Genomic DNA, 24,760 nt, shown 5'->3' with positions numbered 1-24,760 from the left:
GAGATGCGCCGACGCAACGCACGTGCCTGAACCGGGCGGAGCGCCCGGCCGCCGCCCCGATTTGGGGCAGCGCCGGAAGGGGGAAATAGTGCGCGATGACTTCATTCAACCGACGAAATGCTCGACCAGGTGATCGACGAACAGGCGCGCCTTGCGCGGAAAGTGCCGGCGGCTCGGGTACGCGATGTTCATCTGAAGTTCCTCGAGCCGATAGTCGGGCAGCAGCGCCAGCAGCCGGCCGTCGCCGAGTTCCGCTTCGACCAGGAAGTCCGGCAGCACCGCGACGCCCACGCCCGCGAGCGCCCAGCTTCGGATCAGCCCGAGATTGTTCGACGACGCGGATTTATTGGGGTGCACGGTGAGATGCGCATGACCGTGATCGAACGACAGGTATTCGCCCGCGAAGTCGGAGTGGAATGCCAGGCACGCATGGGCGGCCAGGTCATGCGGATGAGCCGGCGCGCCATGTCGTTCGAGATACTGAGCAGATGCGCATACGACGAGTTTCAGCCGCGTGAGCAGGCGTTTCACCAGCGTGCTGTTGCTGATGTGCTGCGACAGCAGCAGGCCGACATCGAAGCCCTCCGAGACGAGATCGACGTGACGGTCGACGAGCGTGACTTCCGGCACGATGTTCGGATGGCATGCCTTGAAGGAATCGATCGCGGGCCCGAGCACATGCATGCCGAACATGACCGGCGCGACGATTTTCAGCGAGCCGACCGGCTCGTGGTGCGTCGACGCGATCGCTTCCTCGACGCGGTCGATTTCGTCGACGACGTGGCGCATCTGCGCCAGATACAGGTGGCCGGCGTCGGTCAGCGACAGGCTGCGGGTCGTGCGATTCAGCAGGCGTACGCCGAGCCGCTCCTCGATGTCCATGACCAGGCGGGTGGCCGATGAATTGGAGATGTTCAGTTCGGCGGCTGCACGCGCGAAGCTCTGTAGTTCGGCCACCTTGACGAATAATCGTATCGATAGAAATTCATCCATTTTTTTCGGAAAACTTAATTTGTTAACTGAATTCTATCTGTCGGCGGCTGGACTTTGAGCGATTTTGATGTGAGATAAAGTTTTATGAAATCGTGCATCAATCCGATGCGGATGGCGTTGGAGTATGTAGGGTTGGGTCGAGGCGGCCTGCGATTCCATCGCTTTGCCTGGGGATTGAAAAATATTGGTTGATGATTTTGTTTTTTGTAAAAGTACTAAAAATCTGGCTTATTGTCCTAAAAAGGCGGCGTCATATTCGCAGTGCGGTGCAATACGAGTCGGATGCGTCGTTTTCGTCGCGGCGGCGTCCCGGCACCAGATGGCGGCGTGCGGCGGCGCGTGGCGGTGATATCCTCGCGGGACGCCCGCAATCGACGGGCGGTGTCCGATTGCCCGTGCGCGGCCTCGCTGCCGCGCGGCGCGGCGTTTCCGAGGGAAGAACCGATATCATGAGCCGCAAATTCATTCTGAAGGGCGACACGACCGACCACGGCGGCGTGGTGCTCGAAGGGATCGCCAATTCGTCGTTCGACGGACGCGAACTCGCCTATCTCGGCGCGCCCGTGTTCTGCGCCGCGTGCAAGACGACGGGCGTGATCGTGTCGGACGGCGGCGAGCGGACGATGACCGTGATGGGCAAGGTCGTCGCGCTCGAACACGACCTGTGCCAGTGCGTGTGCACGCCGCAGCCGAAACTGATCCCGTCGCAGGGCACGGGGACGATCTCGGGGTAAAACCCGCCGCGCGGCACGGCGCACGGCGGCCCGACTTCAGACGCTGCCTTCCGTCTCGATCACGAGGATGCGCGCTTCGCCGAGCGGATGCGCGACGTGCTCGGTGCCGGCCGTCGCGTGGAAGACGTCGCCGGTTTCGAGCACCGTTGCGTGCTCGTTGCCCGCTACGCGGTAGCGCATCTCGACGCGACCGTCGAGCACCGCGAACACTTCGTCGCCGTCGTTTACATGCCATCGATACGGCTGGTCGGTCCAGTGCAGCCGGACCGTGATGCCGTTCAGGTTCGCGACGTCGAGCGCGCCCCACGGGCGGTTCGCGGTGAATGCCGCGCTGCGGATGATGTTCATCGATGTGTTCTCCGGCGCGAGTGCGCGTCGTCTTCCAGTCAATTCCTCCGCACCCGAATTCAACGCGACATCGCGCGCAGCGCCTGCTCGATTATCTGCTTGCGTTTCGCGAAACCGGCCGCCGAACGCTCGGTGACGCGCTTCACGACCGATGCCGGCGCGGTGTCGGGCGAGCCGGCGTCGAACGGCGGCGCCGGCGCGTATTCGAGCTGAAGCTGGATCGCCTGCGCCTCTTCATCGCCGGCCAGTTCCGCGGCGATCGTCAGCGCGAAGTCGATGCCGGCCGTCACGCCGCCGCCCGTGATCAGGTTGCCGTCGCGCACGACACGCTCGCGCACGGGCACCGCACCCAGCGGTTCGAGCAGCGCGTGGAACGCCCAGTGGGTCGTCGCACGCCGCCCGCGCAGCAGGCCGGCCACGCCGAGCAGCAGCGCGCCCGTGCAGACCGACGTCACGTAGCGCGCGGTGGCCGCGCGCTGCTGCACGAACGCGATCGTTTCGGCATCGAGCAGCAGGTCGTTGATCCCGATGCCGCCCGGGACGCAGATCACGTCGAGCGGCGGGCAGTCGTCGAACGTGCAGGTCGGCGCGAGCGCGAGGCCGCTGCTCGACGCGACGGCATCGCGCGACTTCCAGACCAGGTGGACGGCTGCGTCGGGCAGCGACGCGAGCACGTCGTGCGGGCCGGTGAGATCGAGTTGCTGGACGCCGGGAAACACGAGAAGGCCGATATGCAGGGTCATGCGAAGACTCCGGGTGAAAGAGGAGCGCGCCGTTGCCGGCACACGATGGACAGATCGATTCTAGGCGCGTAGTGTTTGGCGAAATTGCCATATCGCCCACGTTTTAAGCCAATCGCCATGCCTGCCGCCCCGCGTTCGATCCTGATCCTCGCGTTCCCCCGCGCGCAATTGCTCGATGTGTCGGGGCCGCTGCAGGTGTTCGCGTCCGTCAACGAACTCGCGCTGGAGCGCGGGCAGCCGGCGCCGTATGCGCCGCGTGTCGTCGCGGCGGACGCCGGGCCCGTCGAGACGTCGTCGGGCCTCGTCGTGATGGCCGAGTCGCTGCGCTCGGCCGCGCGCCGTCCCGATACGGTGATCGTCGCCGGCGGCAAGGGCGTGCACGCGGCATCGCAGGATGTCCGGCTGGTGCGCTGGGTGCGGCAGCAGACGGAGCGCGCGCGGCGCGTTGCGTCGGTCTGCACCGGCGCGTTCCTGCTGGCCGAGGCCGGCCTGCTCGAAGGGCGGCGCGCGGTCACGCACTGGTCGCGCTGCGACGAATTCGCGGCGCGCTACCCGAACGTGCGCGTCGAAGCCGATCCGATCTTCATCCGCGAAGGCGCGCTGTGGACGTCGGCCGGCGTGACGGCCGGCATCGATCTCGCGCTCGCGCTGGTCGAGGAGGATCTCGGCCGCGCGACCGCGCTCGACGCCGCACGCGAACTCGTCGTGTTCCTGAAGCGTCCGGGCGGACAGGCGCAGTTCAGCGCGATGCTGTCGATGCAGCGCACCGACGACCGGTTCGGCGAACTGCATGCGTGGATGGCCGAGCACCTGACGGCCGACCTGTCGGTGCCCGCGCTGGCCGAGCGCGTGCGCATGAGCGAGCGCAGCTTCGTGCGCCACTATCGCGCGGGAACCGGCCGCACGCCCGCGCGCGCGGTCGAGCAGATCCGCGTCGAGGCCGCGCAGCGCCTGCTCGGTGAAACGACCTGGCCCGTCAAGCGGATCGCCGCGCGGTGCGGATTCGGCTCGGAGGAGACGTTGCGGCGCAGCTTCGTGCGTGTGCTGGGCGTGTCGCCGCAGGCGTATCGGGAGCGGTTCGTGCGGTAACGCGCGGCGCGCGATCGGGGCCGGAGCGGTTGTCGTCTGGAACTGAACGAAAACCGATCATTTTCCAGTGCGAAGCACCAAGACTATTCCGGGTTGGAGAACAATAGGCGGGGGCTTGTGTCGCGCCCGCCGCGCGCTCTATTCTGTCCTGTTGGCGATTCGAAGGGGGCAGCATGGACCGCATCCAGGCAATGGAAGTTTTTACCCGTGTGGTCGACGCGAACAGCTTTACGCGCGCGGCCGAGACGCTCGCGATGCCGCGCGCGTCGGTGACGACCATCATCCAGAATCTCGAGGCGCTGCTCGGCGTGCGCCTGATGCACCGGACGACGCGCCGGCTGTCGCTGACGCCGGAAGGTGCCGCGTACTACGAGCATTGCATGAAGATCATCGCGGAGATCGCGGAAGCCGACGCGAGCTTCCAGACCGGCAACCGCAAGCCGAGCGGCGTGCTGCGCGTCCATATGCCGAGTTCGCTCGGGCGGCGCATCGTGCTGCCGTCGCTGTCGATTTTCCGGCAGCGTTATCCGGACATCACGCTCGAGCTGGGGCTTTCCGACCGCTACGTGGATCCGGTCGAGGAGGGGATCGACTGCATGATCCGGGTCGGGCCGCTCGAGGATTCGTCGATGGTCGCGCGGCGCATCGGGATGCTGAAACGCGTGACCTGTGCGTCGCCCGATTACATCGCGCGTCACGGCGAGCCGCACGAGATTGCCGATCTTGCCGAACATCATGCGGTGAATTTCCGTTCGAGCCACGGCGCGCGTGCGATTCCGTGGGTGTTCATGATCGACGGCAAGCCGGTCGAGGTGCGGATGAGCGGGGAGGTCACGGTCAACGATTCGGATGCCTACGTGACGTGCGGGCTCGAAGGATTCGGGATGATCCAGCCGACGCTGTTCATGGTGCTGCCGAACCTGCTCGACGGATCGCTGGTCGAGGTGCTGCCGGACTGCAATCCGAAGCCGAAGCCGATTTCGATCGTTTATCCGCACAACCGGCATTTGTCGCAGAAGGTGCGTGTGTTCGCCGACTGGATCGCGGAGGTGTTCGAGTCGACGCCGGCGCTGGAGGGTGGGGAGAACTGGCGCGGGAAGGTGCTTGCGCACGCGGCGAAGCTGGAGAGGGGATCGGTGGCGGCGTGATGGAAGCGGTGCGGCCTGGTCGTCGGCTGCGCCGGTTTCATCGGCATCGTTAATGCGCTGTCGGTTGGTTTGCCTTACGGCATCGTCGTGGCTGCAAAGCCGATGACGTTGATGCCGACCGCGACCGGAGCGTTTTTTCCAAGCAAAGAAAAAGGGCCCAGCTTGCGCTGGGCCCTTTTGCATTTGGTGGCGAATCAGGGACTCGAACCCCGGACCTGCGGATTATGATTCCGTCGCTCTAACCGACTGAGCTAATTCGCCGAAGAAATGAATTATGGAGATCGACCGTCGGGCTGTCAACACCTTTTTTCGTCTTAGGTGAAAAAAGTTGCCGGCGGCCCGAGCCGGCGTCGGCGCGGAGCCGGTTGCCGGTCACCGGAGCAAACCCGGCAACCGCCGCCAGCCCGCGCTTCGACATCAATCCTGCGCGTAGATGTTCGAGTCCTTCGTCTCCTTGACGAACAGCAGGCCGATCACGAACGTGCCCAGCGCGATAATGATCGGATACCAGAGCCCCGAGTAGATGTTGCCCTTCGCCGCGACGATCGCGAACGCGGTTGCCGGCAGGAAGCCGCCGAACCAGCCGTTGCCGATGTGGTAGGGCAGCGACATCGACGTATAGCGGATCCGCGTCGGGAACATCTCGACCAGCATCGCGGCGATCGGCCCGTAGACCATCGTCACGTAGATCACGAGGATCGTCAGGATCACGATCGTCATCGGCCAGTTGAGCTGCGCCGGGTCGGCCTTCGCCGGGTAGCCGGCTCCCTTCAGCGTCGATGCGAGCGTCTTGTCGAACGCCGCGCCCTGCGCCTTCGCGTCGGCCGCCTTGCCGTCGTACGCCGGGATCACCGTATCGCCGACCTTGATTTCGGCCATCGTGCCGGCCGGTGCCGCGACGTTCTCGTAGTTCAGGCCGGCCTTCGCGAGCGCGCTCTTCGCGATGTCGCACGAGTTCGTGAACTTCGACGTGCCGACCGGGTTGAACTGGAACGAGCAGGTGGCCGGATCGGCGACGACGGTGATCGGTGCCTTCTGCGTGGCGATCTCGAGCTGCGGGTTCGCGTAGTGCGTGAGCGCCTTGAACAGCGGGAAGTAGGTCAGCGCCGCGATCAGGCAGCCCGCGAGGATGATCGGCTTGCGGCCGATCTTGTCCGACAGCGACCCGAAGAACAGGAAGAACGGCGTGCCGATCAGGAGCGCGATCGCGATCAGGATGTTCGCGCTCGCGCCGTCGACCTTCAGCGTCTGCGTGAGGAAGAACAGCGCGTAGAACTGGCCCGTGTACCACACGACGGCCTGGCCGGCGGTCAGGCCGACGAGCGCGAGGATCACGATCTTCAGGTTCTTCCACTGGCCGAACGCTTCGGTCAGCGGCGCCTTCGACGTCTTGCCTTCCGACTTGATGCGCAGGAACACCGGCGATTCGTTCAGCTGCAGCCGGATCCACACCGACACCGCGAGCAGCGCGATCGATGCGACGAACGGCACGCGCCAGCCCCAGTTGCCGAACGCTTCCTCGCCGATGAACGTGCGCACGCCGAGGATCACGAGCAGCGACAGGAACAGGCCGAGCGTCGCGGTCGTCTGGATCCACGCGGTGTAGAAGCCGCGCCGGTTCGACGGCGCATGCTCGGCGACGTAGGTCGCCGCACCGCCGTACTCGCCGCCGAGCGCGAGGCCCTGCAGCAGCCGCATCGCGATGAAGATCACCGGCGCGGCGATGCCGATCGACGAGTAGCCGGGCAGGAAGCCGACCACGAACGTCGAGAGGCCCATGATCACGATCGTCACGAGGAACGTGTGCTTGCGTCCGACCATGTCGCCGAGCCGGCCGAACACGATCGCGCCGAACGGCCGCACCGCGAAGCCGGCCGCGAAGCCGAGCAGCGTGAAGATGAACGCGGCGGTCGGATTGACGCCGGAGAAGAAGCTCTTGCTGATGTAGGCCGCGAGTGAGCCGGCCAGATAAAAGTCGTACCACTCGAACACGGTCCCGAGCGACGACGCGAAGATCACCTTTTTCTCTTCGCCCGTCATCGGCGCGTGCGAAATTTGCCCGCCTAACGTTGCCATGAATCGTCTCCAAGTCCCTTGATATAGATATGCGGCCGCCTTGGGTGGGCGGGCCTGTCGACGATTATTGGCACGGAAACTTACGGCGCACTGACTCGCGCGCACAAAACGACTGCGCGTTAACCCGTGCCGAACCGGATGCTTCGCGCGCCGATCATGGTGCGAACGTCCGGCAAACCGCCGGTTTCGGCGCGATCGCGTCGCATTGCTGCAGTGCGCGTCAGGGTTAATCCGGAGCGGTTTCCGCCAGCGGCAGGCTGACGCGCACGAGCGTGCCGGCGAGGCGGGGCGCCTGCTGGTAGACGTGATCGTCGAGCGTCAGCGTGCCGCCGTGCTGCGTGGCGATCTCGCGCACGATCGCGAGCCCGAGGCCGCTGCCGTCGCCTTCGCGGCCGAGGATCCGGTAGAAGCGCTCGACGACGCGCTCGCGTTCGGCGGCCGGGATGCCGGGCCCCGTGTCCTCGACTTCGAGATGCGCGAGCCGCGCCGCGCGATCGGCGCGCACGCGCACCGTGATGCGGCCGCCTTCCGGCGTGTAGCGGATCGCGTTGTCGATCAGGTTGCCGAGCATCTCGCGCAGCATCACCGGGTTGCCGTCGACGTCGAGCGGCGCGTCGTCCGGCGGGCCTTCGTAGCCGAGATCCATCCGCTTCGCGAGCGCGGCCTGCACCCAGTCGCGCACCGCGCGCCGTGCGAGCGCGGCGATCTCGACCGGCTCGAACGTGAGCCCGCTCGCGCGGTTCTCGGCGCGCGCGAGCGCAAGCAGTTGCGTGACGAGCCGCGCGGCCTGCTCGGAGCTCGTCGCGATCTGCTCGAGCGAGCGCTGCACGTCGGGCGGCACGGGGTGGCGCAGCGCGAACTCGGCCTGCGTGCGCAGGCCCGCGAGCGGCGTCTTCATCTGGTGCGCGGCGTCGGCGATGAAGCGCTTTTGCAGCGCCATGTTCTGTTCGAGACGCGCGAGCAGGTCGTTGAACGACGTGACGAGCGGTTCGATCTCGGGCGGTGCGCGCTGCGCCTCGACGGGCGACAGGTCGTCGGGCCGCCGCGCGCGGATGTGCGCCTGCAGCGCATTGAGCGGCGCGAGCCCGCGCGACAGCCCGAACCAGACGAGCAGGATCGCGAGCGGCAGGATCACGAACTGCGGCAGGATCACGCCCTTGATGATGTCGTTCGCGAGCGCGTTGCGCTTGTCGAGCGTCTCGCCGACCTGCACGAGCACCGGCTGCGTGCCGCTCGCCTGCGGCAGCGCGACCGTCGTATATGCGACGCGCACGTCGTTGCCGCGCAGCAGGTCGTCGCGAAACACGACGACGCCCGGCGGCGGGCGGTCCTCGTCGCGCGGCAGCGGCATGTCGGCTTCGCCCGCGACCAGCTCGCCGCGCGCGCCGAGCACCTGGAAGTAGACGCTGTCGACGTTGTCCGCGCGCAGGAAGTCGCGCGTCTGCTCCGGCAGCGTCAGCTCGGCGACGCCGTTCACCGGGTGGATCTGGCGCGCGAGCACGTATGCGTTGGTCTCGAGCGCGCGGTCGAACGGGCCGTTCGCGATCGTCTTCGCGACGAGATAGGTGACGGCGATGCTCATCGGCCACAGTAGCAGCAGCGGCGCGAGCATCCAGTCGAGGATTTCGCCGAACAGCGAGCGCGGGCGCGGCGCCTCGGGCGCATCGGTTTCGTCGGGCGGCGCGAACGGGTTCTCGTAGCGCGCGTCGCGCGCATCGTCGGCGGCCGACGACGGCGCGCCGGTCGGGTGGCGGGAATGGGCCGGCGTGGCCATCGCGGCGACGCCCGGCTTCAGCGCAGCGGCGTGCCGGCCGTCGCGGGCTGGGGCGCTGTGGTGTCGGCCGGCGCGGCGGGCGCGACCTTTTCGAGGCAATAGCCGAGGCCGCGCACGGTCGAGATCCGGACGCCGCTCGGTTCGATCTTCTTGCGCAGCCGGTGCACGTAGACTTCGATCGCGTTGTTGCTGACTTCCTCGCCCCATTCGCACAGATGGTCGACGAGCTGCTCCTTCGATACGAGCCGGCCGATCCGCTGCAGCAGCACCTCGAGCAGGCCGAGTTCGCGCGCGGACAGATCGAGCACGTGATCGTTCGCGTACGCGATGCGGCCGACCTGGTCGAATGCGAGCGAGCCGTGCCGCACGACGGTCGGGCCGCCGCCCGCGCCGCGCCGGGTCAGTGCGCGCACGCGTGCCTCGAGTTCGTTGAGTGCGAACGGCTTGGCCATGTAATCGTCCGCGCCGAGATCGAGGCCCTTCACGCGCTCGTCGACGCTGTCGGCGGCGGTCAGGATCAGCACGGGGAGGTTGGAATTGCGGGCGCGCAGGCGCTTGAGCACGTCGAGCCCGGACATTTTCGGCAGCCCGAGATCGAGGATCAGCAGGTCGAATGTCTGCATCGACAGCGCCGTATCGGCATCGACGCCGTTCTTCACGTGGTCGACCGCATAGCCCGATTGGCGGAGTGACCGGGTGAGGCCGTCCGCGAGTATGCTGTCGTCTTCGGCGATGAGAATTCGCATGTTGCTGACCGATGGCCGGCAGGGTGTTCGCGCCGGCGCGGCTGTCTCCGAAGTTATTCGTGTACAACGCAGCCCGCATTGCGGGCTTGCATAAAACACTGTTTTTTTATACAGTGTCTGCATTCGTGGGCGGCGCTTGAAAGCGGGCGCGCCTTTAACAGACGCTGCTCATCATAGCAAAGGACGATTCATGGAAGAAAGCAAGAAGGGCTCCGGGATGACCGCCGAGAAGAGCAAGGCGCTGGCGGCCGCACTCGCGCAGATCGAAAAGCAGTTCGGCAAAGGGTCGATCATGCGGATGGGCGACGGCGAGGTGGCCGAGGATATCCAGGTCGTCTCCACGGGTTCGCTGGGGCTCGACATCGCGCTCGGCGTCGGCGGCCTGCCGCGCGGCCGGGTGGTCGAGATCTACGGTCCGGAATCGTCCGGTAAAACCACGCTCACGCTGCAGGTGATCGCCGAACTGCAGAAGATCGGCGGCACGGCCGCGTTCATCGACGCCGAGCACGCGCTCGACGTCCAGTACGCGGCGAAGCTCGGCGTGAACGTGCCGGAACTGCTGATCTCGCAGCCGGACACCGGCGAGCAGGCGCTGGAAATCACCGATGCGCTGGTGCGCTCGGGCTCGATCGACATGATCGTCATCGACTCGGTCGCGGCGCTCGTGCCGAAGGCCGAAATCGAAGGCGAGATGGGCGATTCGCTGCCGGGCCTGCAGGCCCGCCTGATGTCGCAGGCGCTGCGCAAGCTGACCGGCACGATCAAGCGCACGAACTGCCTCGTGATCTTCATCAACCAGATTCGTATGAAGATCGGCGTGATGTTCGGCAACCCGGAAACCACGACGGGCGGCAACGCGCTGAAGTTCTATGCGTCGGTGCGTCTCGACATCCGCCGGATCGGCTCGATCAAGAAGAACGACGAGGTGATCGGCAACGAAACCCGCGTGAAGGTCGTCAAGAACAAGGTATCGCCGCCGTTCCGCGAAGCGATCTTCGACATCCTGTACGGCGAGGGCATCTCGCGCCAGGGCGAGATCATCGACCTCGGCGTGCAGGCGAAGATCGTCGACAAGGCAGGCGCCTGGTACAGCTACAACGGCGAGAAGATCGGCCAGGGCAAGGACAACGCGCGTGAGTTCCTGCGCGAGAATCCGGAAATCGCCCGCGAGATCGAGAACCGCATCCGCGAATCGCTCGGCGTCGTCGCAATGCCCGATGGCGTAGACAACGAAGCCGAGGCGATGGACGAAGAAGAGTGATGGTCGGGCGCCGAGGTCAGGCTGGCGAGCCGGAGGAGAGCGACGCGCCCGAAACGGCGGGTCGCTCCGGCCGGCGAGCCGGATCCTCGGGCGCCGACCGGCGGGTCGCTGGCAGCAACGCCGCGAACCGCACCGCGACGAGGGCATCTGACGATGCCCTCGTTTCGTTTGAGATTGCCGCACCGGACGATCCGTTCGATGACGATGAATCGTTCGACGCGCACGACCGGTCCCGCCGTCGCGTGTCCGGCGTCAGCTTCCCGGGCAATCGCGCATCCGATGCGTCGGCACCTGCCAGGGAAGATGTCTATACGCGCAGCAGCCAGCATCCGCGCCGCACGCGCCGTGCGTCCGGCGCTGCTTCAAGCGCTGCTTCCGGCGACGATCCGGATGCCGGCAAACGCAAGTCGTCGAAGCCGCAACGTTCGTTGAAGGGCCGCGCGCTCGGCTATCTGTCCAGGCGCGAATACAGCCGCACGGAACTCGCGCGCAAGCTCGCGCCGTATGTCGGCGAAGACGAGTCCGTCGAACCGGTGCTCGATGCGCTGGAGAAGGAAGGCTGGCTGTCCGACGCGCGTTTCGCCGAGAGCCTCGTGCATCGTCGTGCGTCGCGCGTCGGGGTCGCGCGCATCGTCAGCGAGTTGAAGCGCCATGCGGTCGGCGACACGCTCGTTGAGGAAGTGAACGCGCAGCTGCGCGAGACCGAATGGGCCCGCGCGCAGGCGGTCTGGCGCAAGAAGTTCGGTGCATTGCCGCAAACGCCGGCCGAGCGTGCGAAGCAGGCGCGCTTTCTCGCTGCGCGCGGCTTCTCGAGCGCGACCATCGTGAAGTTGCTGAAGGTCGGCGACGATTTCCCGATCGACGATTGAGCGCTCCGGTCGCGCGCGTGGCGCGCGATTTTGCTGCAACGCAACCGCTCCCGGACAGGCGGGAATACCCGCCGTCGCGTCAAACTGTCTCAAATACCCAATATGCTAAAATCCGTGGGTTTTCCTCTTCGGCCTCAACCTCCAGCATGCCGCTATCCGAGCCCGTGCCCCGTCAGTTGCGACATCGACGCGCAATCCGAGCGGAAGCTTACGAGCGCGGCGACGGCTTGTGGGACATCGAAGCCTGCCTGACCGACCACAAGCCGCGCGATGTCGCGCTTGCGTCGGGCATCCGGCCCCAGGGCCTGCCGATCCACGAACTCTGGCTGCGCGTGACTATCGATCGTGAACTCAATGTCGTCGACGCCGAAGCGTCTTCGGAATGGGTGCCCTATCCCGGTCAGTGTCAATCCGCCCCTCCCGCCTATCGGGCCCTCATCGGGCTCAATCTCTTCCGCCACTTCCGCCGCGATGCGAACCGACTGCTGTCCGGTGTCGCAGGCTGCTCCCATCTCACCGAACTGTGCGCCGTGCTGCCGACGGCAGCGATCCAGGCGTTCGCCGGTGACGTGTGGAACGTGCGCGAGGAGGGTGGCGAAGGGCCGGATCACGACGGCGTGCGCGACGAACCGCCTTTCCAGCTCGGCCGCTGCCGTGCGCTGCGGTTCGACGGCGAGGTCGTGCGGCAGTACTACCCGCGCTGGTATGGCGCGAGTCGGCCGGATGTGCCCGTTGACGGCAGCACGAAGGAATGAACGGAAATCATTCGAAGAAGCGTCTTAAGCGACTTTTCATCCAACTCTCAGACTGAAGGGAATCACGCATGAAGATTCACGAGTACCAGGGTAAGGAAATCCTGCGGAAATTCGGAGTCGCGGTACCGCGCGGCAAGCCGGCGTTCTCGGTTGACGAGGCCGTCAAGGTGGCGGAAGAACTCGGCGGCCCGGTGTGGGTCGTCAAGGCTCAGATCCACGCGGGTGGTCGCGGCAAGGGCGGCGGCGTGAAGGTGGCGAAGTCGATCGAGCAGGTGCGCGAATACGCGAACCAGATCCTCGGCATGCAGCTCGTCACGCACCAGACCGGTCCGGAAGGCCAGAAGGTCAACCGTCTGATGATCGAAGAAGGCGCCGACATCAAGCAGGAACTGTATGTCAGCCTCGTCGTCGATCGCGTGTCGCAAAAGATCGTTCTGATGGGTTCGAGCGAAGGCGGCATGGACATCGAAGAAGTTGCCGAAAAGCACCCGGAACTGATCCACAAGGTCATCGTCGAGCCGTCGACGGGCCTGCTCGATGCTCAAGCCGACGACCTCGCCGCGAAGATCGGCGTGCCGGCTGCTTCGATTCCGCAAGCGCGTGCGATCCTGCAAGGCCTGTACAAGGCATTCTGGGAAACCGACGCGTCGCTGGCTGAAATCAACCCGCTGAACGTCTCCGGCGACGGCAAGGTCATCGCACTCGACGCGAAGTTCAACTTCGACTCGAACGCGCTGTTCCGCCACCCGGAAATCGTCGCGTACCGCGATCTGGACGAAGAAGATCCGGCTGAAATCGAAGCGTCGAAGTTCGACCTCGCGTACATCTCCCTCGACGGCAACATCGGCTGTCTCGTGAACGGCGCAGGCCTGGCAATGGCGACGATGGACACCATCAAGCTGTTCGGCGGCGAGCCGGCGAACTTCCTGGACGTCGGCGGTGGCGCGACGACCGAGAAGGTCACGGAAGCGTTCAAGCTGATGCTGAAGAACCCGGACCTGAAGGCGATCCTCGTGAACATCTTCGGCGGCATCATGCGCTGCGACGTGATCGCGGAAGGCGTGATCGCCGGTTCGAAGGCCGTGAACCTGAAGGTGCCGCTCGTCGTGCGCATGAAGGGCACGAACGAGGACCTCGGCAAGAAGATGCTGGCCGACTCGGGCCTGCCGATCATCTCGGCGGACAGCATGGAAGAAGCCGCGCAGAAGGTCGTCACGGCTGCCGAAGGCAAGTAACGCTATCGAATACGCATGGCGGCGCGGCAGATACGCGACGCCAATCGAACAGAGGTCAAAATACATGTCGATTCTGATCAACAAGGACACGAAGGTCATCACGCAGGGCATCACCGGCAAAACCGGTCAGTTCCATACGCGCGCCTGCCGTGAATATGCAAACGGCCGCGAAGCATTCGTCGCGGGCGTGAACCCGAAGAAGGCCGGCGAAGATTTCGAAGGCATTCCGATCTACGCAAGCGTCAAGGAAGCGAAGGAAGAAACCGGCGCGACCGTGTCGGTCATCTACGTTCCGCCGGCAGGCTGGCCGCTGCGATCTGGGAAGCGGTCGAAGCCGATCTGGATCTCGCGATCTGCATCACGGAAGGCATCCCTGTGCGCGACATGATCGAAGTGAAGGACCGCATGCGCCGCGAAGGCCGCAAGACGCTGCTGCTCGGACCGAACTGCCCGGGCACGATCACGCCGGACGAACTGAAGATCGGCATCATGCCGGGTCACATCCACCGCAAGGGCCGCATCGGCGTCGTGTCGCGTTCGGGCACGCTGACGTATGAAGCCGTGGCGCAGCTGACGGCACTCGGCCTCGGCCAGTCGTCGGCAGTCGGCATCGGCGGCGACCCGATCAACGGTCTGAAGCACATCGACGTGATGAAGATGTTCAACGACGATCCGGATACGGACGCGGTCGTGATGATCGGCGAAATCGGCGGTCCGGACGAAGCCAATGCGGCCGAGTGGATCAAGGCCAACATGAAGAAGCCGGTCGTCGGCTTCATCGCGGGTGTCACGGCGCCTCCGGGCAAGCGCATGGGCCACGCCGGCGCGCTGATCTCGGGCGGTGCGGATACGGCCGAAGCGAAGCTGGAAATCATGGAAGCGTGCGGCATCACCGTCACGCGCAACCCGTCGGAAATGGGCCGCCTGCTGAAGGCAGCGCTGTAATATTTCCGCCTGGGTTCGTCCTGCAGAAAACGCCGGCTTTGCCGGCGTTTTTTGTTATGCTCGCGCAATGAATTCGTAAGCACCGGGCATGCATCGCGCATGTGCCGGCGATGAACCGGGCCGCCCGCCGGGTGGCCATATTCTGCACATCCCCCCATGCTCGAATTCCTGACGTCGCTGCACTGGGGCGCCGTTCTCCAGATCGTCATCATCGACATCCTGCTCGGCGGCGACAACGCGGTCGTGATCGCGCTCGCGTGCCGCAACCTGCCGGCGAACCAGCGGCTGCGCGGCGTCGTCTGGGGCACCGCAGGGGCGATCCTGCTGCGCGTCGCGCTGATCACGTTCGCGGTCGCGCTGCTCGACGTGCCGTTCCTGAAGATCGGCGGCGGGCTGCTGCTGCTGTGGATCGGCGTCAAGCTGATGGCGCCGGCCGCCGATGCACACGACCACATCAAGCCGGCCGACCGGCTGTGGGACGCCGTGAAGACGATCGTCATCGCCGATGCGGTGATGAGCCTCGACAATGTGATCGCGATCGCCGGCGCGGCCGAGCAGGCCGACCCGTCGCACCGGATCGCGCTCGTGATCTTCGGGCTCGTCGTCAGCGTGCCGATCATCGTGTGGGGCAGCACGCTGGTGCTGAAAATGCTCGACCGCTTCCCCGTCATCGTCACGCTCGGCGCCGCGCTGCTCGGCTGGATCGCGGGCGGGCTGATCGTGAACGACCCGGTTGGCGACCGCTGGCCGGTGCTCGATACGCCACCCGCGATCTACGGCGCAAGCATGGCCGGCGCACTGCTCGTCGTGGCGGCCGGTTACGCGCTCAGGCGCCGCCGCGGCGCACCAGGCGCGCACTGACGTTGGCCGTCCGGCCGACTGCCGGGTTCGCAGCCCGCTGGCTACGATCGAGACGCCTGCCTTTACCGGCAGGCGTTTTTCGTTTCCGGAGCCTGCCATGTTCGAAGCCTTTTCCGTTTCACTGTTCCGTCGCGTTGCCGCCGATCTGCGGCGCGCGAACCGGCCGTCGCCGCGCTGGCGGCCGGCCGGCTTCACGCTGATCGAGTTGATGATCGTGCTGGCGATCGTCGGCGTCGTCGCCGCCTATGCGATTCCCGCGTACCAGGATTACCTCGCGCGTTCGCGCGTCGGCGAGGGGCTCGCGCTCGCGTCGTCCGCGCGGCTTGCGGTTGCCGACAACGCGGCGAGCGGTGCGAGCCTCGACGGCGGCTACAGCCCGCCGGCCGGGACCCGCAACGTCGAATCGGTTGCCATCGACGGCGAGACCGGCCAGATCACGGTCGCGTTCACGACCCGCGTCGCCGCGGCCGGCACGAATACGCTGGTACTCGTGCCGTCCGCGCCCGACAAGGCCGATGCGCCCACCGCGCGCGTGGCGCTCAAAAAGGGCGCGATGCAGGCCGGTGCGATTGCGTGGGAGTGCTTCGCCGCCGGCAAGGATGCGTCGTCGCTGCCGGCGCCTGGGGCCGGGCCGCTGCCGGGCACGGCCGCGACGCTGCCTGCGAAATATGCGCCCGCGGAGTGCCGCGCGTAGCGCCTGCGGAGGAGGAGGGCGGCGGCGCGCGCGGCACGCCGGCCGTCGCTTCGGCCGGCCGGGACGGTCGTGCCGAGTCGGGTGGCCGCGCGACGGCCCCGCACAGAGGGGGGAAAGTTTTGTATAGTGCGCCGGTTGCTGACATCCGGTTCGCTCATGCCTTCTACTTTTTCCCGTTCGTTGTCGCTCGTTGCGCTGGCTGTCGCCCTGATCGTGCCGTACGCGATCACGAATCACACGTATCCGATTCCGACCTTCTATTCCGAATTTTCCGCGCTGGTGCTGTATCTGCTGGTGGGGCTGTCGGTCGTCCTGCTCGTACGGACGAACCGTGCGGCCGAGCCATTTGCCGCGCCGGCCGCGTTCGTCGTGCCGCTCGGGTTCGCCGCGGTGCTGACTGCGCAGGTCGCGCTGATGTCGCTCAAGGTGCCGTCGATGAACTGGCTGGCGCTCGGCTATCTCGCCGCCGCGCTGGTCGCGATGCAGGCCGGCTACGCGCTCGCGCGCGACGGGTTGGCCGAAGTCGTCTCGCGGATGATGGCCGGTGCGCTGCTCGTCGGCGGCGTGTTCGCGGTCGGAACGCAGATCGTGCAGTTGTTTCACCTCGAGTCGGCCGTATCGCCGTTCGTCGTGATGTACAACATCGCGGTCGATCGCCGCCCGTACGGCAACATGGCGCAGGCGAACCATCTGGCCACTTACATCGCGTTCGCGCTCGCGGGCGCGCTGTATCTCGTGCAGACGCGCCGGCTCGCGGTATGGGCGTGGTTCGTGCTGTCGATCGTGCTGTCGGTCGGTCTCGCGCTGACGGTGTCGCGCGGGCCCTGGCTGCAGGTCGCGGTGATGGTCGTCGCGGGTTTCTGGATGGCGTGGCTCGAATCGCGCCGTGCGCCGGGCAATACGCGTGCGTGGCTGATACCGGTCGTGCTCGCGGGTGCGTTCATCGCGGTGAATGTCGCGGTGCGCTGGGCCAACGTGCACTATCACCTGAATCTCGCGGAATCGGCGGCCGACCGGATGCGCGATGCGGGGCAGATCGCGCCGCGCCTCGCACTGTGGAAGTACGGGCTCGCGATGTTCCGCGAGCATCCGCTGCTCGGTGTCGGCTGGGGCGAATTCCCGTCGCACCAGTTTGCGCTCGTGCGCACGCTCGGCGGCGTCGAGATCGCGAACAACTCGCACGACATCTTCATCGACCTGCTCGCGAAGTCGGGTCTCGCCGGCCTTGGCGTGCTCGCCGTCACGCTCGTGATGTGGTTCGTGCGTGCGCTGCGCGCGCCGCAATCGAGCACGCGCGTGTTCGGCTTCGCGCTGATCGGCATCCTGCTGATGCATGCGCTCGTCGAGTATCCGCAGCAGTACATGTTCTTCCTGCTGCCGGCGATGTTCGTGATCGGGCTGCTCGACGTGAAGCCCCTGCGCATCCTGCCGGGCCGCGCGGCGTTCGGGATGTTCGCGGTGCTGTCGTTCGGCGGCGTGCTGGCGGCGGTGCCCGTGCTGCGCGACTACCAGCGCGCGGAAGTGCTGTATTACGGCAGCGACCCGGCCGCGCAGTATCGCGATGCGCCGTCGCTGCTGTTCGGCGCGTGGGGCGATTACGGCGCGGCGACGCTGCTGACTATTTCGCCGGAAGACCTGCCGGCCAAGCTCGCCGCCCATGAGCGCGCGATTGCGCTGCTGCCGGGCGAGACGGTGCTGCGCCGCTATGCGGCGCTGCAGGCGCTGGCAGGCCGCGAGGCCGACGCGCTCGATACTGTCGCGCGCCTGCATGTGTTTGCGAAGGAACTGAAGGACTGGCCGCAGCAACTGGCCCTGCTGTACAAGCTGTGCGACCAGCAGCCGGCGCTGAAGACGTTCAAGGCGGCCGTTGTCGCGAAGTACGGGGAAGTGCCGGCCGATGCGGCCGACGACTCGGACGACGACGACTCGGATTAACACGCGCAGCGGCCGCCGGAACGGGGAATTCCGGCGTTTGCCGCGTCGTGGCGCCCGACATGGGCAGCGGTCGGGCAGATCGGCCCTGCATGAACCGCGTGAATTCGGCCAGGTATTCGATTACCTCGCGAATGGCGCGGATTCCGGCCGAAGCGCGTCGATTCGCGTCAACCATTGTCAAATCGGCGCCGCTGGCCGCGTGGCGCGTGCACAATGCGCGCAAGCGCTCGCGAGCCGGTCCGCATGTGGCACGGGCCCGGCGTGAGCGCGGGCCACCCCGGCTATCCGGGCACCCCGCCAGGCAGGATCGCGGCCGAGCATCGATCGGCCGTGCGGCCGTAACGGCGCGCCGGTCCGATGGCCGCGGCGCAGTGCGATGCACGTGATGCGGGAGCGATGTCTTCCGGTGCGCGGCGTTCGTCCAGAACAGTGATGAAGAACGATATTCGACCATGGCCATTCGCTCGACCTACCTGATCCTGCCCGCCGTCGCGATGCTGTTTTCCGGCTGCGCGATGCTGTCGTCGTCGCAGGAAAGCAAGCTGACCTGCCACATTCCGCGTGCCGTCTATCCGGACACCGCGAAGCCGCTCACGCGTCCGGCGACCGTGCTCGTGCGCGCGCTGATGACGACGTCAGGCGAAGCGCAGAACGTCACCGTGACGACGAGCAGCCGCAATGCGGCCGCCGATCGTGCGGCCGTCGACGCGATGACGCATGCGACCTGCGCGCAGACGGGCGCGACCGCGAATCCGTTCCTGCTGACCCAGCCGTTCGTGTTCGAGCCGCGACGCGGCGAGTGATGTCGGACGGCGCGCGCTGCGCGCAGCTTTCCGTCCGGTTTTGCCGCTATCCTCCGGCCGCACCGTTGCGCGCGGCCGTTGCGCCGCGCGTGCCCGATGTTCAGTGCTGCGGCATCAGGTTCGCGCCGCGGCAGGCCGGTTCGGCCGAATTGCGCAGCCCGAGCATCGTGAACCCGTTGCGCTCCTGGCGAATCAGCGCATAGCGTCGCGCGACGGTTTCCCCGCTCTTGCCTGTCAGATCCAGTTCGACCTGAAAGCGGTCCTTGCTGTCCGAGCAGCCGCGCACCGGGCCGTATGCGAAGCCGGTATCGGGCGCCTTGCTTGCCGCGTTGAACGCCTGCCGGGTTTTCAGCGCGGCGGCTGCGGCGGCGGGCTCGCTCCATTCGCGCGCAAGCGCATCGTCCACCTTCAGCCATTCGTCGACGAAATCCCGGCCGTTGAGCGCCGCGGGCTGCACGCGTTGCACGGTATCGCCGTCGACGCGGTAGCGGAAGATGCCTGGCCGAGTCATGACTTCGCTGTCGAGCGAGCCGACCGTCGTGCGCAGCTCGAAGCCGTCGGGGCGCATCTTGAAGCGGATCGCGTCGTCGTCGATCACGTAGCCGTGTTCGGTATGGAACAGCGTGCGTTGCGCGGTCGAGCCGTTTGCCGGTGCGACCACGTCCGCGCCGAACCGGCTCCAGCGCGACGAGCACCACGGCGTGCCGTGCACGACCGCGACCTGCCCGCCGGGCAGCGCCGAGAACCAGAAGCCGCCGCCGTAGGCGCCGCCGATGTCCTTGTAATCGTCGGCCTGCCAGCGCAGCACGCGCCGCCAGCCGCCGTTTTCCCATGCGTACGCGGTGAGCAGGTTGTCGTCGCCGCACGCGATGTCGAAGCCGGCGCGCACGAAGAGGAGCGGACGGGACGTGCCGCCGCGTTCGACGTCGACGTCCGGATTGCGGCCGAACGCCGATTCGCCGTTTTTCAGCGCGGCCGACTGGGCCGATTGAGCCGGCACGCCGAGCGCGGCCGCGAGCGTCCGTTTCAGTGCAGCCGGTTCGACGTGTTCGTCGCTGCACGCGAGCCGTGCGTCGATCGCGCCGACGAGCGCCTGCTTGTACGCGCGAAGCGCGTCGCGCAGCGGCGGCGAGATATCGACGTTGCCGCCACCGTCGCCTTGCGGATTGCGGACCTGCTGGACGCGGTGCTGCGCGTCGATTGCCGCGCGCGCGGTGGTGTCGGCGGTGGGGCAGGTGCCGGCGGCGAAGGTGGCGGCCGGTGCGGCGCAGACGATGGAGAGCGCGAGTGTCGCGCGGGTCAGCATTTTTTTCATCGACGTTTTTCTTCGTTTTTTTCGTTCAGGACGGAAAGCGGCTGGCCGGATACCGAACCGGAATCGAGGCCCGGCGCGGTATTGCATGAATCCCGAGCAATCCGGCCGGACGCGATGAACGAAGCATTCGACCCGGGCCGCTCCGCCGGCCGGCGCGTGCGTTGTCGTGCGCAGCGCGATATCTCGCCGCGGTTGCGGATCGCCATGATCGCGCTGCCGCAGCGAGGGCCGGTTGCCGAGGCTCCCGGCGCGTGGTCAGAAGGTCCGCTTCTTCAGCGTGAATGCGTGCAGCCAGTACAACGTGTTGGTCTGCGCGTCGAAGTAGCCGCCTTGTGCGGTCTTGTCGGTCGTTTGATCCCACGACTTGCCGGCGTCGGTGCTGCTGAACGTCAGGTCGATCGGTGCGCCGCCGCCGCGGCCATCGCTCCCCGTGTTCGGGTCGGTTGCATAGACGAGCAGAAGACCGTCGCGACCGACGCTCAGGCTGTCGAGCCTGAGCTTTTCGTCGAACGTGCGCAGTTGCTGCACCGACTCGGGATGATCGCTCGTCCACGTGGAAATGGCGCCCGTGCGGCGGCCATTGTCGCGAACCTCGCCGTTCTGCGGCTTGTCGAGGCGCGACAGCGTGTACAGCGAATAGCGTGATGCCGGTCCCGGCGTGGTGTCGAGCGCGGTGACGACCTGGCCAGGCAGCACGGTATCCGTCGCGAATGCGTGCTGCTCCCAGTCGAGCCGGTCAATCACGCTGTGCGCCGGCGCGTCGGCAGTCTGAGCGACGTAGTACGCAATGCGCAGCACGCCGTCAGGACCAAGACTGATTGCGTTGAAATTCTTGCGCGTCTTGCCGGCGATATGCGCGCCCGCCGGCACGTCGATCGCCTGCCACGTGTTTCCGCCGTCCGAAGTCCGCCATACGCGGGGCCCCAGCCGGTCGCGTAGCCGCGCTGCGGGTCGAGGAAGAGCAGGCGACCGATGTTCTGGCTTTCGGGCCATTGAAGCTGCGACCATGTCTGGCCGCCATTGGTCGACTTCCACAGTTTCGTGGTTTGCGGCGCATCGCCGCCTTGCGCCTCGGGGGCTTTGTAGTTCATCCACGACGTGCTGATGAACTGAACCGACCAGTCCGGCGAGTACCACCAAGCGGCGCTTTGGCCGACCTGCTGGAAATGGCGTTGCATCCCGCCGTCGACGGTTCCCCGGAAGAAGCTTATCGTCATGCGGTTCAGCAATTCGCCGGTGTCGTTCATCCACGCCTCGGTCGGCTCGGCCCGCTGCGGTTCGTTCGATTCGGCGGTGGGCTTGAACGTCACCTCGGGATTGGCGAGCTTGACGCTCATGACGTCATTGTCCTTGATGCGGAAGTTGCCGCCGCCGTACGGCGTGTCGTCCCGCATGAAGCTTGTCGAAATCGTCTCCCAGCCCGTCGTCATATTCACGTACCCGTATGTTGCAATGGCCAGGGCAACGAGGCCCCCGGCGATCCATTTCCAGCGCTTGTGTTTTTGCATGTTACTTTTTCAGCAAACGATCCAGCGCGCGGCTGACTTCTTCGGATGTGTCAGAGCCCCACTCGCGCGCCTTGTCGACCGCGTCGTTGCCCCATTCGCGTGCCTTGTCGACCGCATCGGAGCTCCAATCGCGTGCCTTCTGTTTGGCGACGGGGATCCCGGCGTCCCATGCCTGCTTGAGCGTGCGCCCATCACCCCATTCCTGCATGTTGGGCCGCATGCCAATCTTCACCAGATCCTCGACCGGCAGGCCGGCCAGCCCGCCGTCCAGATAAGCCAATGGGTGCGTGACGAAGGCGAAGGTCTTGAATGTTTCCCCGCCCTGGTCCACTTCCAGCTCGTATTGTTCCACCTGCATCGAGAGATCGCCGTTGCCCGGCTTCGCACTCTGGAATGCGATCAGGTCTCCCTGCATGTTCCGCTGCAGCCCGATCTCGATGTATCTCTGAAGCCACCACCGGGCGTTTTCAAGCCATTTCTTTCCTTTTGGCGTGAGGGTGGGATAGAGATTGGCGCCGTAACCGAGCAATAGTAGTAGCCGTAACTCACATAGTAGTCGGGCGGTTTGTGGCCGCACCCGATATGCCGCATCATGAAATTGCCGTGGCGCGACCAGTCGGAATCCTTGCTGCGCACTTCGATCAGCTTCTCTCGCCGATGCAGCAGGCGGCGGGCGACTTCCTTGTCTTTCCACGGATCCCATGAGGTGGCGAATTTCTTGACGGTCTCCCATGCACTTGACTTGCTGACCTTCTCGACCGTTTGCCAGTACTCGCCGTGCAGCGGCTGGTAGTAGAACGGGCAGGTGCCGACGATGGAATCCGCAGCCGGCGTTACATGCTTGTCGCAAATGTTGATATCGACCTTCGGCCGATCCTTGTACCCCGTCGGCGTCAGCATCCCCGAGCCGGTGCCGAGCACCTTTTCCTGTTGTCCGTCAGCCATGCGATTTCCCTAGAAACTTGACGACGACGTCATGCGGCACGTGGCTCTGTGTGAGCCCCGTCTCTCCCGCCGCGTTGGTGACGCCTTCCGAGAGCAGCTTGCCGTTCGAGAACATCTGGTACCGCGTGTTTGCGACCGGAATGTCGGTGCCGGCCCAGTGCGCGATGAACGCCTGATCGTAGTTGCCGGTCGAGTTAGGCAGCGTCGGCATGGTTTGCGACAGGTGCGTGGGGCCGCTGAACGCATGCTGCGCACCCTTGATGTCGATCTTGCCGGGCGCGTGCACTTCGATGTTGCCGTTCGCGATGCGGATGTAGGCGCCGCCGGACGTCAGCAGGATTTCCTTCGCCGCGGCGCCTTCGATCGACTCGGTGACCGCCATCAGCTTCAGCGCCTTCTGCGCGGTCAGCTCGATGTTGTCCGAGCGACATGATCGCGCTGCCATCAAGGTAGAAATCCCCACCACCCACCGGCGGGTCCGGCCACGTGACCTCCGACGAAACGGTTTCCCATCGAGGGCCCGTGCTTTCGTACAGAAAAGCCAGCGCGGCGCTTCCGAGCGCGATGGCAGCCAGTCGCTTCAATTTGGATCGATTTCGCATGGGGACCGACGGAAGTCGACGGACGAATTCGGGTTGGCGCTTGACCGGCCTCGCGCGCGACGGTTTTGCCTGGTCACTGAACTACGCTACGCCGTTGTGTTTGCTCGTGCGACGGGGCATGTCGCGGGCTTTGTCGAGTTCTGCGGACGCAGCCCGCGCCAAGCACGTCGGGCGGCAATCAGAATTGCCGCTTCCTCAGCGTGTAGGCGAACACCGAGTAGAGCGTGTTCGATTCCGGGTCAAAGTAGCCGCCCTGCGAAGCCTTGTCGGTGGTCTGATGCCACGTCTTGCCGCCGTCGGTGCTGCTGATGGTCAGGTCGATGGGCGAGCCACCGCCGTTGGCGGTGTTTGGATCGGTCGCGTGGACAAGCACGACGCCGTTGCGCCCCGCGCTCAGCCCGTTGAGCGTCAAGCGGTCTTCGAATGTGTGCAACTGCCGGATCTGATCGGGGTGCTCGCTGGTCCAGGCTGAAATGACACCTGCACCGTGGCTGCCGCCGGATTCACTACTCGCGCGCGACAGCGCATACAGGGTGTAGTCCCGAGAGGGCGTCGGCGATGATTCGAGGCCGACGACGACTTGTCCGGGCAGCACCGCTTCCTGGGTGAAGTCCTGCTGATCCCAGTCGAGGCGACTGACGATGCCTGCCGGTTGCGGATGCTCGGTGTCGTCCGCCTGATAGGCGACGCGCAATGCGCCGTCCGGGCCGAGGTTGGTACCGTCGAAAGTCCTGTGGGACTTCCCCTGGACGATCGCGCCCGGAGGCTCCTTGATTTCCTGCCACGATTGGCCACCGTCTGCCGTTCGCCAGACGTGTGGCCCCCAGCCGATCGCGTAGCCACGTTGAGCATCGATGAACAGCAACCGGCTGATGTTGTGGTCCGCCGGCCATTGGAGCTGGGACCAGTGTTGGCCGCCATCGCTCGATTTCCAGAGCTTGGTGGTCTGAGGGACCGCGCCGTCGTCGGGGCGAGGCGCCTTGTAATCCATCCAGCCGGTACTGACGTACAGGACGCGCCAGTCTGGCGAGTACCACCATGACGCGGTCTGACCCGGTTGCTGGAAGTGACGCGCGACGCTGCCGCCCAGGGTGCCGCGCAGGAAACTGACGGTGGACCGGTTCAGGCGCTCGTTCGAGTCGTCCATCCACGGTTCGGCGAACTCCGCGACGTCAGGGTTCTTCTGCTCGCTTTCCGGCTTGAACGTGAGTTCCGGTCTCGCAACCTTCAACGACATGAAGTCGTTGCGTTGCACGCGAAATGCGCCTGCGCCGTACGGCTTGTCGTTGCGCATGAATTCGGTCGATACCGTTTCCCACCCTGAAGTCATTTCCGTATATCCGTAAATAGCGATCGGCAGAACAAGAACGCATCCCGCGAT

22 protein-coding genes, 1 tRNA gene and 3 pseudogenes are annotated in these 24,760 nt (G+C 65.8%); 12 read left to right on the top strand and 14 right to left on the bottom strand.

Annotated features, from left to right (window positions below; translation table 11 throughout):
- Positions 1-105 precede the first annotated feature (105 nt).
- Positions 106-993 carry a LysR family transcriptional regulator gene (locus MRS60_RS14205; protein ID WP_034178945.1) on the bottom strand — a complete coding sequence of 296 codons (888 nt, stop codon included), beginning with the start codon at positions 991-993 and terminating at the stop codon, positions 106-108.
- Positions 994-1,442: 449 nt separating this feature from the next.
- Between MRS60_RS14205 and MRS60_RS14200 the strand changes: the two genes are divergently transcribed.
- On the top strand, positions 1,443-1,727 hold the full coding sequence (locus MRS60_RS14200) for a PAAR domain-containing protein (RefSeq protein WP_034179418.1): 285 nt from the start codon (positions 1,443-1,445) through the stop codon (positions 1,725-1,727).
- 36 nt (positions 1,728-1,763) lie between these two features.
- Here the strand turns inward: MRS60_RS14200 and MRS60_RS14195 are convergent, their stop codons facing one another.
- Positions 1,764-2,075, bottom strand: a complete 312-nt coding sequence (locus tag MRS60_RS14195; protein WP_034178944.1) for a cupin domain-containing protein — start codon at positions 2,073-2,075, stop codon at positions 1,764-1,766.
- A 59-nt stretch (positions 2,076-2,134) separates the two neighbouring features.
- Positions 2,135-2,818, bottom strand: coding sequence for a DJ-1/PfpI family protein (locus MRS60_RS14190; protein WP_034178943.1), 684 nt, complete (start codon positions 2,816-2,818; stop codon positions 2,135-2,137).
- Between the two features lie 117 nt (positions 2,819-2,935).
- Here MRS60_RS14190 and MRS60_RS14185 point away from each other — a divergent pair, with 117 nt between their 5' ends.
- A complete protein-coding gene (locus tag MRS60_RS14185) occupies positions 2,936-3,907 on the top strand; it encodes a GlxA family transcriptional regulator (RefSeq protein ID WP_243564872.1) in 972 nt (323 codons plus the stop codon).
- A gap of 173 nt (positions 3,908-4,080) precedes the next feature.
- Entirely contained in the window at positions 4,081-5,055 is a 975-nt protein-coding gene (locus MRS60_RS14180; RefSeq protein WP_243564871.1) for a LysR family transcriptional regulator, read from the top strand.
- Positions 5,056-5,239: 184 nt separating this feature from the next.
- Here the strand turns inward: MRS60_RS14180 and MRS60_RS14175 are convergent.
- The 4 genes from MRS60_RS14175 to MRS60_RS14160 form a co-directional block, all read right to left on the bottom strand.
- Positions 5,240-5,316 (bottom strand) — tRNA-Met (locus MRS60_RS14175).
- Positions 5,317-5,472: 156 nt separating this feature from the next.
- Positions 5,473-7,131, bottom strand: a complete 1,659-nt coding sequence (locus MRS60_RS14170; RefSeq protein WP_034178940.1) for an MFS transporter — start codon at positions 7,129-7,131, stop codon at positions 5,473-5,475.
- A 226-nt stretch (positions 7,132-7,357) separates the two neighbouring features.
- Positions 7,358-8,905, bottom strand: a complete 1,548-nt coding sequence (locus MRS60_RS14165) for a sensor histidine kinase (protein ID WP_034178939.1) — start codon at positions 8,903-8,905, stop codon at positions 7,358-7,360.
- 17 nt (positions 8,906-8,922) lie between these two features.
- Positions 8,923-9,651, bottom strand: a complete 729-nt coding sequence (locus MRS60_RS14160) for a response regulator transcription factor (protein ID WP_034178938.1) — start codon at positions 9,649-9,651, stop codon at positions 8,923-8,925.
- Positions 9,652-9,841: 190 nt separating this feature from the next.
- Between MRS60_RS14160 and recA the strand changes: the two genes are divergently transcribed.
- The 9 genes and pseudogenes from recA to MRS60_RS14115 all read left to right on the top strand — a co-directional run bounded on the left by recA (position 9,842) and on the right by MRS60_RS14115 (position 19,009).
- Positions 9,842-10,912, top strand: coding sequence for a recombinase RecA (gene recA / locus MRS60_RS14155; protein WP_034178937.1), 1,071 nt, complete (start codon positions 9,842-9,844; stop codon positions 10,910-10,912).
- The gene (recX, locus tag MRS60_RS14150; protein ID WP_243564870.1) at positions 10,912-11,781 is read left to right on the top strand and encodes a recombination regulator RecX; all 870 of its coding nucleotides are present in this window, start codon (positions 10,912-10,914) and stop codon (positions 11,779-11,781) included. Before recA ends, recX begins: the two co-directional genes overlap by 1 nt.
- A gap of 146 nt (positions 11,782-11,927) precedes the next feature.
- The gene (locus MRS60_RS14145; RefSeq protein WP_034178935.1) at positions 11,928-12,536 is read left to right on the top strand and encodes a DUF2889 domain-containing protein; all 609 of its coding nucleotides are present in this window, start codon (positions 11,928-11,930) and stop codon (positions 12,534-12,536) included.
- Positions 12,537-12,604: 68 nt separating this feature from the next.
- Positions 12,605-13,771 (top strand): ADP-forming succinate--CoA ligase subunit beta, encoded by a 1,167-nt coding sequence (sucC, locus tag MRS60_RS14140; protein WP_034178934.1) that lies wholly within the window; start codon positions 12,605-12,607, stop codon positions 13,769-13,771.
- Between the two features lie 64 nt (positions 13,772-13,835).
- Positions 13,836-14,716 (top strand): annotated as a pseudogene (sucD, locus tag MRS60_RS14135) (succinate--CoA ligase subunit alpha).
- Positions 14,717-14,872: 156 nt separating this feature from the next.
- Positions 14,873-15,577, top strand: coding sequence for a TerC family protein (locus MRS60_RS14130; RefSeq protein ID WP_105390024.1), 705 nt, complete (start codon positions 14,873-14,875; stop codon positions 15,575-15,577).
- Positions 15,578-15,674: 97 nt separating this feature from the next.
- Positions 15,675-16,271: a pilin gene (locus tag MRS60_RS14125; RefSeq protein ID WP_034178931.1), complete on the top strand. Its 597-nt coding sequence runs from the start codon at positions 15,675-15,677 to the stop codon at positions 16,269-16,271.
- A 156-nt stretch (positions 16,272-16,427) separates the two neighbouring features.
- Positions 16,428-18,206 carry a PglL family O-oligosaccharyltransferase gene (locus MRS60_RS14120; RefSeq protein ID WP_243564868.1) on the top strand — a complete coding sequence of 593 codons (1,779 nt, stop codon included), beginning with the start codon at positions 16,428-16,430 and terminating at the stop codon, positions 18,204-18,206.
- Positions 18,207-18,658: 452 nt separating this feature from the next.
- Positions 18,659-19,009, top strand: coding sequence for a TonB family protein (locus tag MRS60_RS14115; RefSeq protein WP_034178929.1), 351 nt, complete (start codon positions 18,659-18,661; stop codon positions 19,007-19,009).
- 100 nt (positions 19,010-19,109) lie between these two features.
- On the opposite strand, the gene MRS60_RS14110 is transcribed toward MRS60_RS14115, so the two are convergent.
- From MRS60_RS14110 to MRS60_RS14080, 7 genes and pseudogenes are all read right to left on the bottom strand, one after another.
- On the bottom strand, positions 19,110-20,324 hold the full coding sequence (locus MRS60_RS14110; protein ID WP_243564867.1) for a hypothetical protein: 1,215 nt from the start codon (positions 20,322-20,324) through the stop codon (positions 19,110-19,112).
- Complete coding sequence (locus MRS60_RS14105) at positions 20,321-20,530, bottom strand: hypothetical protein (RefSeq protein ID WP_217589984.1); 210 nt, start codon at positions 20,528-20,530, stop codon at positions 20,321-20,323. Before MRS60_RS14105 ends, MRS60_RS14110 begins: the two co-directional genes overlap by 4 nt.
- A 49-nt stretch (positions 20,531-20,579) precedes the next feature.
- A pseudogene (locus MRS60_RS14100) lies at positions 20,580-21,754 on the bottom strand (WD40/YVTN/BNR-like repeat-containing protein).
- Between the two features lie 79 nt (positions 21,755-21,833).
- On the bottom strand, positions 21,834-22,247 hold the full coding sequence (locus MRS60_RS14095; protein WP_243564866.1) for a hypothetical protein: 414 nt from the start codon (positions 22,245-22,247) through the stop codon (positions 21,834-21,836).
- Entirely contained in the window at positions 22,232-22,777 is a 546-nt protein-coding gene (locus MRS60_RS14090) for a hypothetical protein (RefSeq protein ID WP_243564865.1), read from the bottom strand. The genes MRS60_RS14095 and MRS60_RS14090 overlap by 16 nt, the downstream gene beginning before the upstream one ends.
- Positions 22,770-23,201, bottom strand: a pseudogene (locus tag MRS60_RS14085) (DUF2345 domain-containing protein); the annotation flags it as partial. The pseudogene MRS60_RS14085 and the gene MRS60_RS14090, both read right to left, overlap by 8 nt.
- Positions 23,202-23,557: 356 nt before the next feature.
- Complete coding sequence (locus MRS60_RS14080) at positions 23,558-24,709, bottom strand: WD40/YVTN/BNR-like repeat-containing protein (RefSeq protein WP_243565624.1); 1,152 nt, start codon at positions 24,707-24,709, stop codon at positions 23,558-23,560.
- Positions 24,710-24,760: the final 51 nt, after the last annotated feature.

The organism is Burkholderia pyrrocinia (assembly GCF_022809715.1).
Taxonomy (GTDB): Bacteria; Pseudomonadota; Gammaproteobacteria; order Burkholderiales; family Burkholderiaceae; genus Burkholderia; species Burkholderia pyrrocinia_C.
The sequence above is the reverse complement of the archived record's forward strand: the minus strand, read 5'-3'. Positions and strand labels throughout refer to the sequence as shown.